Source organism: Pseudomonas aylmerensis, assembly GCF_001702265.1.
Taxonomy (GTDB): domain Bacteria; phylum Pseudomonadota; class Gammaproteobacteria; order Pseudomonadales; family Pseudomonadaceae; genus Aquipseudomonas; species Aquipseudomonas aylmerensis.
Genome location: NZ_MAUE01000003.1, coordinates 128,410 through 145,049, shown reverse-complemented (window position 1 = coordinate 145,049; position 16,640 = coordinate 128,410). Strand labels below are relative to the sequence as shown.

The window sequence follows — 16,640 nt, the reverse complement described above, 5'->3', positions numbered from 1 at the left end:
TTGCAAGGACTCAGCTCAATATGGAGACCGTTCCCAAGTATTTCAAGGCGCGTGACAGATTGTCGCTGTCCAGGCTGTCCAACCAGTGCAAATCGCTCCAGCTGCGCAGCCAGGTGAACTGGCGCTTCGCCAATTGCCGCGTGGCAATGATGCCGCGCTCCTGCATTTCGGCTGACGTCAGCTTTCCATCCAGATGATCCCAGACTTGGCGGTAGCCTACAGCACGTATCGAAGGTAACCCCGGATGCAGGTCACCTCTGGAACGCAGTGCTACGACCTCCTCTACAAACCCCTGTTCCAACATAATTGTGAATCTTTGTGCAATTCGTTCATGCAGCACCTGGCGATTTGCCGGAGCGATGGCCAGATTCGCCACAGTATAGGGCAATTGTGACTGACCAGATGCGCCTGCATCAGCACTTTGCGCAGTTTGTTTCAGCCGATGTTCAGTCATGGTCTGGCCGCTGACCCTCCAGACTTCCAGCGCGCGAGTGAGCCGCTGGGGGTCATTCGGATGAATGCGCGCCGCCGACACCGGATCCACCGCCGCCAATTGGTCGTGCAGGGCTTGCCAGCCGTGGCGTGCAGCCTCGTCTTCAAGCTCGGCGCGGACCTGGGCGTCGGCGGGCGGCATATCGGCCAGGCCTTCCTGCAAAGCCTTGTAGTAGAGCATCGTACCGCCCACCAGCAGCGGAATATTGCCCCGCGCGGTGATCTCGGCCATGGCCGCCAACGCGTCGGTACGGAAATCCGCCGCCGAATAGCTCATCGCCGGGTCAATAATGTCGATCAACCGATGCGGATACTGTGCCAACAGCGCCTTTGAAGGCTTGGCCGTACCAATGTCCATGTCCCGGTAAACCAGGGCAGAGTCGACACTGATCAGCTCGCACGGGAGCACCTTGGTCAGCTCGATGGCCAGGTCGGTCTTGCCGGCTGCAGTGGGGCCCATCAGGAAGATGGCGGGGGGCAAGGCACTCATCAACGGCCGCGCAAGAACAGTTTGTCCAGGTCGTCCAGGCCCATTTGGGTCCAGGTCGGCCGGCCATGGTTGCATTGCCCGCTGCGCTCGGTGTTCTCCATGTCGCGCAGCAAACCGTTCATTTCCGGCAGGGCCAGGCGGCGATTGGCGCGGATGGCACCGTGGCAGGCCATGGTGCCGAGCAACTCGTTGATGTGCGCCTGGATGCGGTCGCTGGTGCCGTACTCCATCAGGTCAGCGAGTACGTCGGCAACCAGGCGATTGGCCTCGGCCTGCTTGAGCAGCGCGGGAATTTGGCGGATCGCCAGGGTTTCCGGGCCCAGGCGTTGCAGTTCGAAGCCCAGCTTCTGGAACACTGCGTGGTGCTCTTCGGCGCAATCGGCCTCGCGCTGGCTCACGGCCAGGGATTCCGGCACCAGCAACGGCTGGCCGCTGAGGCCTTCGCTGGCCATGGCGATCTTCAGGCGTTCGTACATGATCCGCTCGTGAGCGGCGTGCATGTCTACCAGCACCAGGCCATGGGCGTTTTCCGCGAGGATGTAGATTCCCTTGAGCTGCGCCAATGCGTAGCCCAGCGGCGGGATATCCCCTCCGCCTTCCGGCAGGGCAACGGCGCCTGGCTCGGCACCCGGCAGCGGCGCGAAAAACTCGCGATAGGCCGCCTGCGCCTCGGCCACCGGCACCGCGGATTGCGGACGCGGCGTGTATTGATACTGATAACCCGCCCCCGACCCCGCGCCCGGCGCGGTGTAGCTCGGCTGCGGTTGCGACGATTGCAGCAGGTTGCCGGCCAGGCTCATCTCGCCCTGAGGGCCGAATTCCCCGGCTTCAGGTCCGCTGGGCCGTACTACAGCGGTCACAATTGGCGCGGACAGCTGGTCGTCCGGGCGTACATCGCCCAAGGCGCGGTGCAGGGTGCCGTAGAGGAAGTCATGCACCATGCGACCATCGCGAAAACGCACTTCGTGCTTGGTCGGGTGCACATTGACGTCGACCACCGACGGGTCGACCTCGAAAAACAGCACAAACGTCGGATGACGACCGTTGAACAACACATCGCGATACGCCTGGCGCACCGCGTGGGCCACCAGTTTGTCGCGTACCGCGCGGCCGTTCACAAAGAAGTACTGCAAGTCCGCCTGGCTGCGGGAGAACGTCGGCAAACCGACCCAGCCCCACAGGCGCAAGCCATTGCGCTCGACTTCGATCGGCAGCGCCTGCTCCAGGAACCCGCCACCACACACCGCCGACACCCGCCGGGCGCGCGCGGCGTCGTCATTGGCTTCGTGCAGGCTGAGGATGGTCTTGCCGTTGTGGCGCAAGTGGAACGCCACATCAAAACGCGCTAAAGCCAAGCGCTTGATGACTTCTTGCAGGTGATCGAATTCGGTTTTCTCGGCCTTGAGGAATTTGCGCCGCGCCGGGGTGTTGAAGAACAGGTCACGCACTTCCACCGAAGTGCCCACCGGGTGCGCAGCCGGCTGGACCCGCGGCGCCATGTCGCGACCTTCGGTTTCAACCTGCCAGGCCTGCTCGGCGCCGCGCGTGCGTGAGGTCAGGGTCAGGCGGGCCACCGAGCTGATGGAAGCCAGGGCCTCACCCCGAAACCCCAGGCTCATGACTCGTTCGAGGTCTTCCAGGTCGCGGATCTTGCTGGTGGCGTGACGGGCCAGGGCCAGCGGCAGGTCATCCGAGGAGATGCCGCTGCCATCGTCACGCACGCGCAGCAGCTTGACGCCGCCCTGTTCCACGTCGACATCAATGCGCTTGGCGCCGGAGTCGATGCTGTTTTCCAGCAACTCCTTGATCACCGAGGCCGGGCGTTCAACCACCTCGCCCGCCGCAATCTGGTTGGCAAGGCGCGGGCTGAGCAGCTCGATGCGCGAACCACTGTTCAAGACTGATTCGCTCATTACTGTGCCGCCAGTTCAGTGCCGGGGATGGTCAACACCTGGCCGACTTTCAGCTCGTCGGTCTTCAGGTTGTTGGCGCTGCGCAAGGTCGCTGCCGACACCTGGAAGCGCACGGCAAGCATGGCCAGCGTGTCGCCAGGCTGCACGCGATGATCACGCGGGCCCTGGGCGATTTTCCCGGAGTCGCGCAGCCAGGCGATATACGTGCCCGGCGGCGGGTTCTGCTGGAAGAATTGGCGCACGCCGGCGCTGATCGAACGCGCCAGTGCCTGCTGGTGGCTGGCACTGGCCAGCTTCGACGCCTCGTTGGAGTTGGAGATAAACCCGGTTTCCACCAGGATCGACGGGATATCCGGCGACTTCAACACCATGAACCCGGCCTGTTCCACGCGCTGTTTGTGCAACGAGGTCACCCGGCCGATATTGCTCAAGACCTTCTGCCCGACGTTCAGGCTGGAGGTCAGCGAGGCGGTCATCGACAGGTCGAGCAGCACGCCAGCGAGCATCTTGTCCTTGTCGTCGAGAGACACGTTGCCGGCCCCGCCGATCAAGTCGGAACGGTTTTCGCTGTCGGCCAGCCAACGCGCGGTCTCGGACGTAGCGCCGCGATCCGACAAGGCAAACACCGAGGCGCCGAAGGCAGCCGCTGAAGGGGCGGCGTCGGCGTGGATCGAGACGAACAGGTCGGCGCCCTTCTTGCGTGCGATTTCGGTACGGCCGCGCAACGGGATGAAGTAGTCGCCGGTACGGGTCAATTCAGCGCGATAGCCTTTCATGCCGTTGATCTGGCGCTGCAGCTCACGGGCGATGGCGAGTACCACGTCTTTTTCATGCTGGCCGCGCGAACCGGAAGCGCCCGGGTCTTCGCCGCCGTGGCCGGCGTCGATCACCACGATAATGTCACGCTTGCCAGCCGGGGCTGGCGGCGGTGGTGGCAGCTTGACCTGCGGTTGCGACGGGTTGACCGGTACTGCCGGCACCGTGGCCACGCTTGGCGTCGGCGCCGGTGGAGGCGCAGCATCGGCAGCGTTGTCGAACAGGTCGACCACCAGTCGGTTGCCGTACTGGGCATTCGGGGCCAGGGAGAAACTTTTAGGCGTCACGACTTTTTTCAGGTCGATGACCACGCGCAGGTCGGTCGGCGTGCGTTGAGCCGAGCGCATGGCGGTAATCGGGGTATTGGCGGTGGAGACTTTCAGCGGCGCGGCCAGGGTCGCTCCGTTGATATCGATCACCAGGCGATCAGGCGACGTCAGGGTAAAGACACTGTGCTGGACCGGGCCAGACAGGTCGAACACCAGTCGCGTGTTATCCGGCGCTCGCCACAGGCGCACACTTTTCACCTGTGAAGCCGCCAGAGCATTGACAGTCATTGCCGCAAGCAACACCCCTACGACACTAACCAACGCGCGAAAGCGCATACCTAACCCCATCAATTATTTGAATTCCAATGCCAAAGCGGCGCACCACGACTGGCCGCGCGCGCTCTGGGGCAACAACTTCAGCTGACGTCCATGCTCATGCGGCGTAATGGTAATGGTCAGGTCCGGCTTTGGCAAAAAGCCTGTGCCTTTATCTGGCCACTCGATCAGGCACAACGCATCTTCATCGAAGTAATCACGGATACCCATGTACTCCAGCTCTTCGGGGTCCACCAGGCGATAGAGGTCGAAGTGGAACGCGCGAATCGCGCCGATCTCGTAAGGCTCGACCAGGGTGAATGTCGGGCTCTTGACCGCGCCCGTGTGGCCCAGGCCACGAATAATCCCACGCGACAAGGTAGTCTTGCCCGCCCCCAGGTCGCCTTCGAGAAAGATCAACCCGGCCCCGGCCGTGACCTGGGCGATGCGCTGACCAAAAGCAACCATGGCCTCTTCATCGGCCAGGAAAAGGATTACTTCAGACACGGCGACTGTTCCTCCAGCAATTGACGAATGGCAGGGATCAGGTCACTGGCAGCCAGCCCCCGACCAAAGGTGCCCTGGCGATCCCCCGCCGTGGCATGCAGCCACACGGCCAGGCAGCTGGCTTCATAAGCCGGCATGCCCTGGGCCAGCAGAGCGCCGACCAGGCCGGCGAGCACATCCCCCAGGCCCGCCGTCGCCATGGCCGGGTGACCTTGATCGCAGCGCGACACACGCCCGTCCGGACTGGCGATCAAACTGCCAGCCCCCTTGAGGATAGCCACTGCATTGAATTTCTGGCTCAACGCGCGCGCCACCTTAAGACGATCGGCCTGAACCTCGGCTGTCGAAATGCCCATCAAGCGGGCCGCTTCGCCAGGGTGTGGAGTGATCACGCAGTTGGCCGGCAGGCTGACGCTGCCGGTGGCCAGCTGATTGAGCGCATCGGCGTCCCAGACCTGCGGCAGCCGGGCATTCGCCGCGACTGACAACAGGCTTTTGCCCCAGGACGCTTCGCCCAGCCCCGGCCCAATGACGATCACCGAGATTTTTTCCAGCAAGCCCATCAATTGGTTGGCCGAACTGACGCCGACGGTCATGACTTCCGGCAAGCGCGCCAGTGCGGCGGGCACGTGCTCCAGGCGAGTCGCCAGGGACACCATGCCCGCGCCGCTGCGCAGGGCACTTTCGGCGCTCAGCAAGGCAGCGCCGCCAAAACCGCGGTCGCCACCGATCATCAGCAGGTGGCCGAACTGGCCTTTATGGGCGTCAGGGGAACGTGCAGCCAGTTGCGGCAATTGGCCGTGCAACAGCGGCTGAACGTCGGTTATTTCGTGTTTTGTCTGCGGCATGCGTCTTCAAGCTCCGATGTCTGGCAGAATTATACCCATCTAACCCGTGGTTTCCCGTGTCTCATGCCTGCTATTACCTCCGATCTGCCCGCCCTCGCCCAATCGATCAAAGACTGGGGCCGCGAGCTGGGCTTTCAACAAGTCGGCATCAGCGGCCTGGACCTGGCCGAGCATGAGCAGCACCTGCAACGCTGGCTCGACGCGGGCTATCACGGCGAGATGGAGTACATGGCCGCCCATGGCAGCAAACGCTCCCATCCCGATGAACTGGTGCCCGGCACCTTGCGCGTGGTGTCGCTGCGCATGGATTACCTGCCCGGCGACACCCAGATGGCGCAACTGCTGGCCAAGCCGGAAAAAGCCTACATCTCGCGCTACGCCCTGGGCCGCGACTACCACAAGCTGATCCGCAAACGCGTGCAGCAACTGGCCGACCGCATTCAGGCGCAGATCGGCCCGTTCGGCTTTCGCGCTTTTGTCGACAGCGCGCCGGTGCTGGAAAAAGCCATCGCCGAGAAGGCCGGCCTCGGCTGGATCGGCAAGAACACCCTGGTACTCAACCGCAAGGCCGGCAGCTATTTCTTCTTGAGCGAACTGTTTGTCGATCTGCCGCTCCCCGTGGACCCGCCGCACAGCACCGAACACTGCGGGCGCTGCACGGCGTGCCTGGACATCTGCCCCACCAATGCCTTCGTCGGGCCCTATGTGCTGGACGCCCGGCGGTGCATTTCCTACCTGACCATCGAACTCAAGAGCGCGATCCCTGAGGATCTGCGCCCGCTGATCGGCAACCGGGTATTCGGCTGCGATGACTGTCAGATCGTTTGCCCATGGAATCGTTTCGCCCGCTCCACCGCCGAAAGTGATTTCAAGCCACGGCACAACCTGGACAACGCCGAGCTGGCCGAGCTGTTTATGTGGGATGAAGATAAATTCCTCAGCAGCACCGAAGGCTCGCCGCTACGCCGCGCCGGTTACGAACGCTGGCTGCGCAACCTGGCCGTCGGCCTGGGCAACGCACCGTCGAGCATTCCGGTACTGGAAGCCCTGAAGGCGCGCCGTGACTACCCCTCGGACCTGGTGCGCGAACACGTGGAATGGGCGCTCAAGCAGCACGCCGAGCGCTAGTGCACGTCGTCGTTGTAGACGAACTTGGGCATTTCCCAGTGAAAACGGATCGCCAGCAGGCGCAATAGAAAGCCACTGAACAGGGTCAGCAGAATCGCCTGCTCGCTCGGCAGCTCCAGGTAGAGGCAGAGCATGTAGAACCAGGCGGCGAGGAACGACACGCTGGCGTACAGCTCCCGGCGGAAGATCAGCGGGATGTCGTTGCAGAAGATATCCCGCAGGATGCCGCCGAACACGCCGGTGATCACCCCGCTGACCGACGCCACCAGCATGCCGTGGCCCATTTCCAGGGCGGTCATGCAGCCAATCAGGGTAAAGGCCACCAGGCCGACGGCATCCAGCGCCAGGAACAGCGAGCGCAGGTGGCGCATCAGCGGCGCGATAAAGATCGTCACCAGTGCGGCGACGGAGGTCAGCACCAGGTATTCGGGATGCTTGACCCAGGTCAGCGGGTAGTGGCCGAGCAGCACATCGCGCACCGAGCCGCCGCCCAACGCCGTCACACATGCGATCAACACCACGCCAAACCAGTCCATGCCACGCCGACCGGCAGACAGCGCACCGGTCATGGCTTCGGCGGTGATGGCGATGAGGTAGAGCATCAGCAGCATGATGGCGATCCTTGCAGAGAGGCCGGCAGTCTAATCATTTGCTGATGGCACCAAAAGAGGGCGCGTGGCGAAAGACCGCGTCGCGCCCTTCGCGAGCAAGCCCGCTCCCACATTTAACCGAGTTCCACCTTTGGAATGCAGTCGAATGTGGGAGCGGGCTTGCTCGCGAAGGCGCCGGGCCAGGCGCCACAGATTCAGGCCTTGATGAAATGCTTGCGGTAATGCTGCAGTTCGGCGATCGACTCGCGGATATCGTCCAGCGCCAGGTGCGTGCTGCCTTTGTGGAAGCTGTCTTTGACTTCCGGCGCCCAGCGTGCGGCCAACTCTTTCAGGGTCGACACGTCCAGGTTGCGGTAGTGGAAGTAGCTTTCCAGCGCCTTCATGTGGGTATACAGGAAGCGACGATCCTGGCAGATGCTGTTACCGCAGATCGGCGACTTGCCCTTGGGCACCCATTTTTCCAGGAAGGCGATGGTTTCGGCCTCGGCCTCGGCCATGCTGATGCGGCTGTCGCGCACGCGCTGGGTCAGGCCGGAGTTGCCGTGGGTGCGGGTGTTCCATTCATCCATGGTGGCGAGCACGGCATCGCTGTGGTGGATGGCGATCACCGGACCTTCGGCCAAGGTGTTGAGGTTGCTGTCGGTGACAATGGTGGCCATCTCGATGATGACGTCGGTGTCGGGGTTCAGACCGGTCATTTCCAGATCGATCCAAATCAGGTTCTGTGGGTTTTGCATGGCTTGATTCTCTTGGCACCTTGGCTTAGCTGCGCAGTTTAGCAGGCAGGGGCGTGCTAGACTCGCGACCGTTTTACCCAACCTTTGCATTATCGACACGGAACACCAATGGCCAAACGCCAGCTCAATCGTCGCCAAAACTGGCGCATCGAAAAGATTCAAGGCGAACGCGCCGCCCGCGCCGCCAAACGTGAATCCTCCGCCGTGGAAGCGCTCGAGGGCGGCGACCTGGGCCCCGAACAGACAGGCCTGGTGATCGCACACTTTGGCGTGCAGGTCGAAGTCGAGGCGCTGGAAGGCGAACTCGCCGGCCAGGTGTTCCGTTGTCACTTGCGCGCCAACCTGCCTGCGCTGGTGACCGGCGACCAGGTCGTGTGGCGTGCCGGCAACCAGGGCATCGGCGTGATCGTCGCCCAGTTGCCGCGTACCACCGAGCTACGTCGCCCTGACAGCCGTGGCCAGCTCAAGCCGGTGGCGGCCAACGTCGACATGATCGTCATCGTGTTCGCGCCGCTGCCCGAGCCCCATGCCAACCTGATCGACCGTTATCTGGTCGCCGCCGAACACGCCGGCATTCGCCCGCTGTTGCTGCTGAACAAGTTCGACCTGATCGACGAGCAGAACGCACCTGCGCTCAATGCGCTGCTGGCGGTCTACCGCACCCTGGGTTACCCGGTGCTGGAAGTGTCGGCGCATCACGGTGATGGCATGGAACAGTTGCAACAGCAGCTGGACGGCCGCATCAGCGTGTTCGTCGGCCAGTCGGGCGTGGGCAAATCGTCGCTGGTCAACAGCCTGCTGCCGGAAGTCGACACCCGGGTCGGCCCACTGTCGGAGCTGTCCGGCCAAGGCACCCACACCACCACCACCGCGCGATTGTTCCACTTCCCCGGCGGCGGCGAACTGATCGACTCCCCCGGCATCCGTGAATTCGGCCTCGGCCACGTCAGCCGCAGCGATGTGGAAGCGGGCTTTATCGAATTCAATGACCTGATCGGCACTTGCCGCTTCCGCGATTGCAAGCACGACCGCGAGCCGGGTTGCGCCCTGCTCAAGGCCCTGGAAGATGGGCGTGTGCAGCAGCAACGAATGAACAGCTATCGGTCGATTATTGCGAGCTTGCCCGAGAGCAGTTATTGAGGGGCCATTTCTTGATACCTATAAATGGCAGCACCAAGCACCCTAGCCCATTGATTTAAAGGGTGCTGGCATCAAGAATCCGTGCAACTGGGTGGCCAATCGATGCAAGCCAGCTTGAATTCGAAATTCCTGATGCCCATCATCGCTCCGTCACCAGCGCAAGCTGGCAGGAGTCTGGATCCTTTTCGGGGTTGATCCAGCGGCGCAGAAGGGGCGAAGCAAGCTCCACTGCGCGTCGAATGAAGCCGCCTTCGGGCGGCTTTGCTTTTTGTGGGGTATTTACGATTGACTCTCTACTATCACCCCAAGCAAGGCGACGTTCTTCTTTGCGATTTCACACGAGGCTTCGTTGCCCCTGAAATGCTACAAAGAGCTGTGGGTGAAGTGCGACATGATTTACACCGTCAGCTTCGAGCGCCTGGATAAGCTCCAGAGAAAGACTCAAGCAAAAGGTCGAGAATATTTCGTGCCCCGGCTGGACACCAACGACATGCGAGGTGTTATCAGTGGAGTCAAAGCCTATCTCCCTCTTTGATAAGAAATGAAAAACGCCCCGATCAACCGGGGCGTTTTTCATTGTTGAGGTGGGCTGCTTGCAGCCTAGGAGCCCGTTGCAGGCGCCGTAGGATCCTTCACCCCGCCATCATCGAACAGGTTCAACTTCTGGCGCAGCTCATGCGCCGGCAACGGCTCCTGGCCGGGCGGGATGGCGTTCGGGTCGGCCGGTACTTCACCGGGCGCACCGTCGCCTGGGGTCGGAACCGGTGGCGCGGCGTGCTGGTCGCCTTCGATGGCACGCTGGGCCTTCTTGGTCAGCACGACGATGTCGATGCGGCGGTTGATCGGGTTGAACGGGTCCTTGGGATCAAACAGCTGCGAGGAGGCAAACCCCACCACGCGCGCCACTTGCGGGTCTGGATAGCTGCCGGCGACCAGGGCGCGACGCGCCGCGTTGGCACGGTTGGCCGAGAGTTCCCAGTTGCCGAAGTCACCCTGGCCCGCGTACGGCTTGGCGTCGGTATGACCGCTGATGCTGATCTTGTTCGGTACCGCCTTGATGGTGTCAGCCATCGCCAGCAGGATGTCTTCAAAGTACGGCTTCAACCGCGCGCTGCCCGAGTCGAACATCGGCCGATTGGCCGCGTCGGTGATCTGGATGCGCAAACCGTCCGGCGTGATCTCGAACGAAATCTGATCCTTGAATTTGAGCAGTTGCGGGTTTTCCTCGACCTTGGTCTGCAGTTCTTGCAGCAACAGCTCAAGGCGTTCCTGCTCGACTTGCTCAGCCATGGCCTCGACGGTATCGCGCTCGATCGGGATTTTTTCCTGAGGCGATTCGGTCTTGATTTCCGGGTTGATGGTGCGCTCCGGCGCCAACTGCGGCGAGCCGCCCAGGTCGATCACGAAGGGCGTGCCGCTTTCCGAGAAACCAATGGGGTCCTTGAAGTAGCCGGCGATGGCGATCTTCTGTTCGGGCGTGGCGGTGGACATCAGCCACAGCACCAGGAAGAACGCCATCATCGCCGTCGCGAAGTCGGCGAAGGCGATTTTCCAGGCGCCGCCATGGTGCCCCGCAGCGAAGCGCTTGACGCGCTTGATGATTATCGGCTGATTGTTTTCCATGGCTTAGCGACCGCGAACCGCTTGTTCCAGCTCGGCGAAACTTGGGCGATGTTTCGGGTACAGCACCTTGCGACCGAACTCCACCGCCAACGATGGCGGCATGCCCGACGCCGAAGCCACCAGGCACGCCTTGATCGCTTCGTAGAGGTTCACCTCTTCCTTGGCATCGTGGGCCAGGGAGGTAGCCAGCGGGCCGAAGAAACCGTAGGCCGCGAGAATACCGAAGAAGGTACCGACCAGGGCCGCACCCACGTGCATGCCGATGGCCTTCTGGTCGCCTTCGCCGAGGGACGCCATGGTCACCACGATACCGAGTACCGCCGCGACAATACCGAAACCGGGCATGCCGTCGGCGATGCCGGTCACGGCGTGGGAAGGATGTTCCAGCTCTTCCTTGAGGCTGAACAGCTCCATGTCGAACAGGCCTTCCAGCTCATGGGGCGCCATGTTGCCGGAGGACATGATGCGCAGGTAATCGCAGATGTAGGCGGTCATGCGCTCGTCTTTGAGCACGGCCGGGTACTTGGCGAAAATCGGGCTGGCCGCAGCGTCTTCGATGTCGGCTTCGATGGCCATCATGCCTTCGCGGCGGCTCTTGTTGAGGATCTCGTAGACCAGGCCCAGCACGTCCAGATAGAAAGAGTGGGTGAAGCGCGAGCCGAACATGCCCAGCGACTTCTTGATCACGTGCAGGGTCATGTAGCCGGGGTTGGCCTGCAGGAAGGCGCCAAACGCTGCACCGCCGATAATCAGCACTTCGAAAGGCTGGATCAGCGCGGCAATTTTACCGTGGGAGAGGACGTACCCGCCGAGCACACTTGCGATGACGACGATGATGCCGATAATTTTAGCCATAGGAGATGAGTACTTGCGCCGTCAGGTTCATGGACATATTTGGAGGAACTGAAAAACTCTTGTTCTACTTATCGGCAAAACTGCGCCAGACTATAGCCCGTTAAGGCGAAAAGCCAGTTCGGCCCGTTCCGGGCGTGTTGACCGCAAGTGATGATCGCGCCCCAATCATGGCTAATGAAACGACAGTCCCAACTGCAAAACCCAACTCCCTCGCTGCTTGGATCAAGCGCCTGGACGACGTGCTGCTGCCTGTTCCCCAGGCCAGCCACGAACGCGTGTGCAAAGCCATCCGCGATAGCCGCAGTTCGTTGCGAGACATTGCCGAACTGATGCAGAACAGCCCGGCCCTCGTGCTCAGCGTGATGCGCGAGGCCAATAGCCACACACATGGCAGCATGACGGCACCGGCGGAAAACCTTGAAGTGGCGCTCAATCGCCTGGGCCTCAAGCGCGCCGAAGAGTTGCTGGCACGCCTGCCCTCGGTCCCCGCCCAAGAGATTCCGGTGGCGTTGCGCCAATTGCTGCTGGTCAGCCAGCACGCCTCGCAGCAAGCCAACGGTTTGTTCGGCAGCCGCCTGGCGCGGTTGTGGCAAGACATTCACTGGGGCAGCCTGCTATTCCTGTCGCCGCTGTGGCCGATGGCGGTGGCCTATCCCAAGCTCCTCGAAGAGTGGGAACTGCGGGTTATCCACAAAGGCCAATCGGCGCGCGCAGTCGAGCAGGAATTGTTCGGCGTGCGCCTGCTGGACCTGTGCCTCGGCCTGACCGAAACATGGCACCTGCCGATCTGGGTATCCCAGGGCTATACCCTGCTGCGGAACGAACAACGCCTGCTGGTCAAGGCGCTGCATATCGCCCGCGAAGACGACCCGTTGCGCCACCAGCAATTGCTGGATGCCGACCCCAACCTGCGGCGCTGGCTGAATCAGCCGGCCAACACGGTACTGCTGGCCAACGGCCTGGCGATGTCGGCCCAGGAGTCCTGGACCTGTCCGCACACCCAGCGCTGGCAATACCTGACCGCGCTGTACCTGCAACAGCCTTTGGGCGACGTGCAGCAACAGGTGCACCAGCAAGCCGTCACCAGTGCGCGCACTACCTTGATGCCGGACCTCTGGCACCCGGCGCTGTCGCTGATCTGGCCATGGCATGTGCAGAAGATCCACCGCGGCCTCCTGCCGGCCCCGCCGCCGACCGCCGAAGCCCTGGCGGTGTGGCGCAAGCGCTGCACCGAATTGCTGGTGGAACCGAGCCGCTTCGCCAACGCCATGCACCTGACCACCTGCGCCAAGGAGGCCCTGTCGGCCAGCGGCATGCAGCGGGTGATGCTGCTGATGACCGACCGTGCCCAGAGCACCTTGCGTGTGCACCAGGTCGACGGCCTGCCCAAGGACGCCGCCAACCTGAGCCTGGATGTGGTCCACAGCACGCTGCTGCAGCGCTTGCTGGAAAAGTCCGCCCAGGTGCGCCTCACGCCTGACAACCACGCGCAATTCTCGGCGCTGCTGCCGCCGATCCTGCGGCGCCTGTTCACCGGCGAGCACCTGCTGCTGCGCTCGCTGAGCTGCAATGGCAAGGTCGTGATGCTGATGGTCGCCGACCAGGGCGGTGGGCCGTTCTCGGAAACCACCGTGCAGGCCTTCGGCAAAACCGCCCAATGCATCGAGAAAGCGCTGCACAGCTTTACCAACCGCAGCGCCTGATGCTTGCGCTACAATCGCCCTCTTTTATCGCCAACATTTGTGCCCAGGAGACCTCACATGCCTGACTTCTCTGGCTTGCCGCTGGTGATCGAGTCCAGCGACCTGCTCGGTCGACTGGATGCCGAACAGCTGATTCTGGTGGACCTCACCAGTGCCGCCCGCTACGCCGAAGGGCACATCCCCGGCGCGCATTTCGTTGACCCCAAGCGCACTCAACTGGGCCAGCCGCCGGCGCCCGGCCTGCTGCCCCACAAGGCCGACCTGGAAAAACTCTTCGGCGAACTGGGCCACACCCCGGACGCCACCTACGTGGTCTATGACGACGAAGGCGGCGGTTGGGCCGGACGCTTTATCTGGATGCTCGACGTGATCGGCCATCAGAAATACCACTACCTGGACGGCGGCCTGCTGGCGTGGCTGGCGGAACAACACCCGCTGTCCACCGAGGTCCCGCCAGCGGTCGGTGGCCCGGTCAGCCTCACGCTGCACGAGGGTCCCACCGCCACCCGCGAATACCTGCAAAGCCGCCTCGGCGCGGCCGACCTGGGGATCTGGGATGCGCGCGGCCCGCTGGAATACTCTGGCGAAAAAGTGCTCGCAGCCAAAGGCGGGCACATCCCCGGCGCGGTGAATTTCGAATGGACGGCCGGCATGGACAAGGCGCGCAACCTGCGGATCCGCCGCGACATGCCGCAGATCCTCGAAGACCTCGGGCTGACCAGAGATAAAGAGATCATCACCCATTGCCAGACTCACCACCGCTCTGGCTTCACCTACCTGGTGGCCAAGGCGCTCGGTTATCCGCGAGTCAAAGGTTATGCCGGTTCCTGGGGCGAATGGGGCAACCACCCCGACACCCCCGTCGAGATTTAAGAGTTAAGGACAGTTAATGAAAAAGCAGTTGTTTATCCTCAGCCAGTACCTGCTGCCGCACCACCTGCTGTCGCGGTTGGCCGGCTGCATCGCCGAATGCCGCGTGCGCTGGTTCAAGAATGCCTTCACCCGTTGGTTCGCCAAGCGCTATCAAGTGGACATGTCCCAGGCCCTGGTGGAAGACGTGACTGCTTATGAGCATTTCAACGCCTTCTTCACCCGCGCCTTGAAAGACGGCGCGCGCCCGCTGGATCAAACCCCAGGCGCAGTGCTGAGCCCTGCCGATGGCGCGGTCAGCCAGCTGGGTCCGATTGAGCACGGCCGTGTGTTCCAGGCCAAGGGCCACAGCTTCAGCGTGCTGGAACTGCTGGGCGGCGATGCAGCCGTGGCGGCGCCGTTCATGGGCGGTGATTTCGCCACCATCTACCTGTCGCCGAAAGACTACCACCGCGTGCACATGCCACTGGCCGGCACACTGCGGGAGATGGTCTACGTGCCGGGGCGGATTTTCTCGGTCAACCAGACCACCGCCGAAAACGTGCCGGAGCTGTTTGCGCGCAACGAGCGTGTTGTCTGCCTGTTCGATACCGAGCGTGGCCCGATGGCCGTGGTACTGGTGGGCGCGATGATCGTGGCGTCGATTGAAACCGTGTGGGCAGGCCTGGTCACGCCGCCGAAGCGCGAGCTGAAAACCTTCCGCTACGACGAAGCCGCACGGGCGCCGATCCACCTGGAAAAAGGTGCGGAACTGGGTCGCTTCAAGCTGGGTTCCACCGCGATCGTGCTGTTCGGGCCAGATCAGGTGAAGTGGGCAGAAGAACTGGTGGCAGGTTCGCCGGTGCAGATGGGCCAGGGTATCGCACTGCCGAAAGCCTGATCTGAATCTGACGAAAATCAACATACAGGAGCCGGGCTTGCCCGCGATGGCGGTGTTTCAGTCAACCCATCTGTGACTGAAGTACCGCCATCGCGGGCAAGCCCGGCTCCCACAGTGACCGCATTCCTGCAATTGAATCAGCTTATAGCTGACCGTCGCGATCACGGAAACCCAACAGGTACAGCACCCCGTCCAGCCCCAGCGTCGAGATCGCCTGCTTGGCCGATTGCTTGACCAACGGCTTGGCCCGGAACGCCACACCCAGGCCGGCAATCGCCAGCATCGGCAAGTCATTGGCGCCGTCGCCGACCGCAATGGTCTGCTCCAGGCGCAAACCTTCCTTGTGAGCCAATTCCTTCAGCAGATCGGCCTTGCGCTGCGCGTCGACAATCGGCTCCACCGCCACGCCAGTCACCTTGCCATCCACCACTTCCAGCTCGTTGGCGAACACATAGTCGATGCCCAGCTTGGCCTGCAATTGCTTGGCGAAGTAGGTGAAGCCGCCGGACAGGATCGCGGTTTTGTAGCCCAGGCGCTTGAGCTCGGCGAACAGGGTTTCGGCGCCTTCAGTCAGGCGCAGCGATGCACCGATGGCGTCCAGCACGCTCACATCCAGGCCCTTGAGCAGCGCCAGGCGCTCCTTGAAGCTGGCACGAAAATCCAGCTCGCCGGCCATGGCCCGCTCGGTGATCGCGGATACTTGCTCGCCGACGCCGGCCGCCTTGGCCAGTTCGTCGATGACTTCAGCTTCGATCAGCGTGGAATCCATGTCGAACACCGCCAGGCGGCGGTTGCGCCGGAACAGCGAGTCTTCCTGGAAGGCGATATCGACATTCAGCTCCTGGGCAACGCTGAGAAATTCGGCGCGCAGGGCCTGCGGATCGGCCGGCTCGCCGCGCACGGAGAACTCGATGCAGCCCTTGCCCTGGTCGGCCGGGGTGTCCAATGGCATGCGACCCGACAGACGGTCGATATGGTCGATATTCAAGCCGTACTGCGCGGTGATGGAGCTGACACGCTGCAATTGCTCGGCCGTGACCTTGCGGGTCAGCAGGGTAACGATGTGGCGTTTCTTGCCCTGGCCGGCCACCCAGTGCTGGTAATCGGCTTCGGACACCGGGGTAAAACGCACCTGCTGATCGAGCTTATAGGCCGTAAACAGGATGTCCTTGAGCACCGAGGACGCCTGTTCATTGCTCGGGATCTCCACCAGGATGCCGAACGACAAAGTGTCGTGGATCACCGCCTGGCCGATGTCGAGAATGTTCACACCACCCTGGGCCAGAACACCGGTAATGGCTGCGGTGAGACCCGGTCGGTCTTCACCGGTGATGTTTATCAGGACAATTTCGCGCAAGGCGCACCCCCAGGCTGGAAAAAAACCGCATTCTACCCACTTTCAGTGACCATCGGGCACAGCCAGCGCTTTGCCGGTCTTGGGCC

15 protein-coding genes are annotated in these 16,640 nt (G+C 62.5%); 5 read left to right on the top strand and 10 right to left on the bottom strand.

Translation table 11 applies throughout. From position 1 onward, the window contains the following. Nucleotides 1-10: 10 nt before the first annotated feature. The 5 genes from miaA to BBG20_RS03000 are packed head-to-tail and all read right to left on the bottom strand — an operon-like array spanning nt 11 to nt 5,650. Entirely contained in the window at nt 11-982 is a 972-nt protein-coding gene (gene miaA, locus BBG20_RS03020) for a tRNA (adenosine(37)-N6)-dimethylallyltransferase MiaA (protein WP_065900118.1), read from the bottom strand. Then, entirely contained in the window at nt 982-2,895 is a 1,914-nt protein-coding gene (gene mutL, locus BBG20_RS03015) for a DNA mismatch repair endonuclease MutL (protein ID WP_065900116.1), read from the bottom strand. Before mutL ends, miaA begins: the two co-directional genes overlap by 1 nt. Beyond that, nucleotides 2,895-4,328, bottom strand: coding sequence for an N-acetylmuramoyl-L-alanine amidase (locus BBG20_RS03010; RefSeq protein ID WP_201143427.1), 1,434 nt, complete (start codon nt 4,326-4,328; stop codon nt 2,895-2,897). Before BBG20_RS03010 ends, mutL begins: the two co-directional genes overlap by 1 nt. A 3-nt stretch (nt 4,329-4,331) precedes the next feature. Further along, on the bottom strand, nt 4,332-4,802 hold the full coding sequence (gene tsaE / locus BBG20_RS03005) for a tRNA (adenosine(37)-N6)-threonylcarbamoyltransferase complex ATPase subunit type 1 TsaE (protein WP_065900112.1): 471 nt from the start codon (nt 4,800-4,802) through the stop codon (nt 4,332-4,334). After that, complete coding sequence (locus BBG20_RS03000; protein WP_065900110.1) at nt 4,790-5,650, bottom strand: NAD(P)H-hydrate dehydratase; 861 nt, start codon at nt 5,648-5,650, stop codon at nt 4,790-4,792. Before BBG20_RS03000 ends, tsaE begins: the two co-directional genes overlap by 13 nt. A gap of 63 nt (nt 5,651-5,713) precedes the next feature. Between BBG20_RS03000 and queG the strand changes: the two genes are divergently transcribed. After that, the gene (gene queG, locus BBG20_RS02995) at nt 5,714-6,778 is read left to right on the top strand and encodes a tRNA epoxyqueuosine(34) reductase QueG (protein ID WP_065900109.1); all 1,065 of its coding nucleotides are present in this window, start codon (nt 5,714-5,716) and stop codon (nt 6,776-6,778) included. Here the strand turns inward: queG and BBG20_RS02990 are convergent. Further along, nucleotides 6,775-7,392 carry a trimeric intracellular cation channel family protein gene (locus tag BBG20_RS02990; RefSeq protein ID WP_174555870.1) on the bottom strand — a complete coding sequence of 206 codons (618 nt, stop codon included), beginning with the start codon at nt 7,390-7,392 and terminating at the stop codon, nt 6,775-6,777. The two genes, queG and BBG20_RS02990, sit on opposite strands and share 4 nt — an antisense overlap. Nucleotides 7,393-7,583: 191 nt before the next feature. Continuing rightward, nucleotides 7,584-8,126 carry an oligoribonuclease gene (gene orn / locus BBG20_RS02985; RefSeq protein ID WP_010213620.1) on the bottom strand — a complete coding sequence of 181 codons (543 nt, stop codon included), beginning with the start codon at nt 8,124-8,126 and terminating at the stop codon, nt 7,584-7,586. Nucleotides 8,127-8,234: 108 nt separating this feature from the next. Here orn and rsgA point away from each other — a divergent pair, with 108 nt between their 5' ends. Further along, on the top strand, nt 8,235-9,266 hold the full coding sequence (rsgA, locus tag BBG20_RS02980) for a small ribosomal subunit biogenesis GTPase RsgA (RefSeq protein WP_065900107.1): 1,032 nt from the start codon (nt 8,235-8,237) through the stop codon (nt 9,264-9,266). A gap of 600 nt (nt 9,267-9,866) precedes the next feature. Here rsgA and motB read toward each other — a convergent pair. After that, nucleotides 9,867-10,889 (bottom strand): flagellar motor protein MotB, encoded by a 1,023-nt coding sequence (gene motB, locus BBG20_RS02970; RefSeq protein WP_065900105.1) that lies wholly within the window; start codon nt 10,887-10,889, stop codon nt 9,867-9,869. Nucleotides 10,890-10,892: 3 nt separating this feature from the next. Further along, on the bottom strand, nt 10,893-11,744 hold the full coding sequence (motA, locus tag BBG20_RS02965) for a flagellar motor stator protein MotA (protein WP_065900103.1): 852 nt from the start codon (nt 11,742-11,744) through the stop codon (nt 10,893-10,895). Nucleotides 11,745-11,911: 167 nt separating this feature from the next. Here motA and BBG20_RS02960 point away from each other — a divergent pair, with 167 nt between their 5' ends. Genes BBG20_RS02960 through asd form a run of 3 tightly spaced genes read left to right on the top strand, consistent with a single transcriptional unit; the run spans nt 11,912 to nt 15,197 of the window. Beyond that, nucleotides 11,912-13,447, top strand: coding sequence for an HDOD domain-containing protein (locus BBG20_RS02960; protein WP_065900101.1), 1,536 nt, complete (start codon nt 11,912-11,914; stop codon nt 13,445-13,447). 57 nt (nt 13,448-13,504) lie between these two features. Then, nucleotides 13,505-14,320, top strand: coding sequence for a rhodanese-like domain-containing protein (locus tag BBG20_RS02955; protein WP_065900099.1), 816 nt, complete (start codon nt 13,505-13,507; stop codon nt 14,318-14,320). Nucleotides 14,321-14,336: 16 nt separating this feature from the next. Then, entirely contained in the window at nt 14,337-15,197 is an 861-nt protein-coding gene (asd, locus tag BBG20_RS02950) for an archaetidylserine decarboxylase (protein ID WP_065900098.1), read from the top strand. Nucleotides 15,198-15,339: 142 nt separating this feature from the next. Here asd and serB read toward each other — a convergent pair whose 3' ends face one another. After that, nucleotides 15,340-16,554 (bottom strand): phosphoserine phosphatase SerB, encoded by a 1,215-nt coding sequence (gene serB / locus BBG20_RS02945; protein ID WP_065900097.1) that lies wholly within the window; start codon nt 16,552-16,554, stop codon nt 15,340-15,342. Between the last annotated feature and the right edge of the window lie 86 nt (nt 16,555-16,640).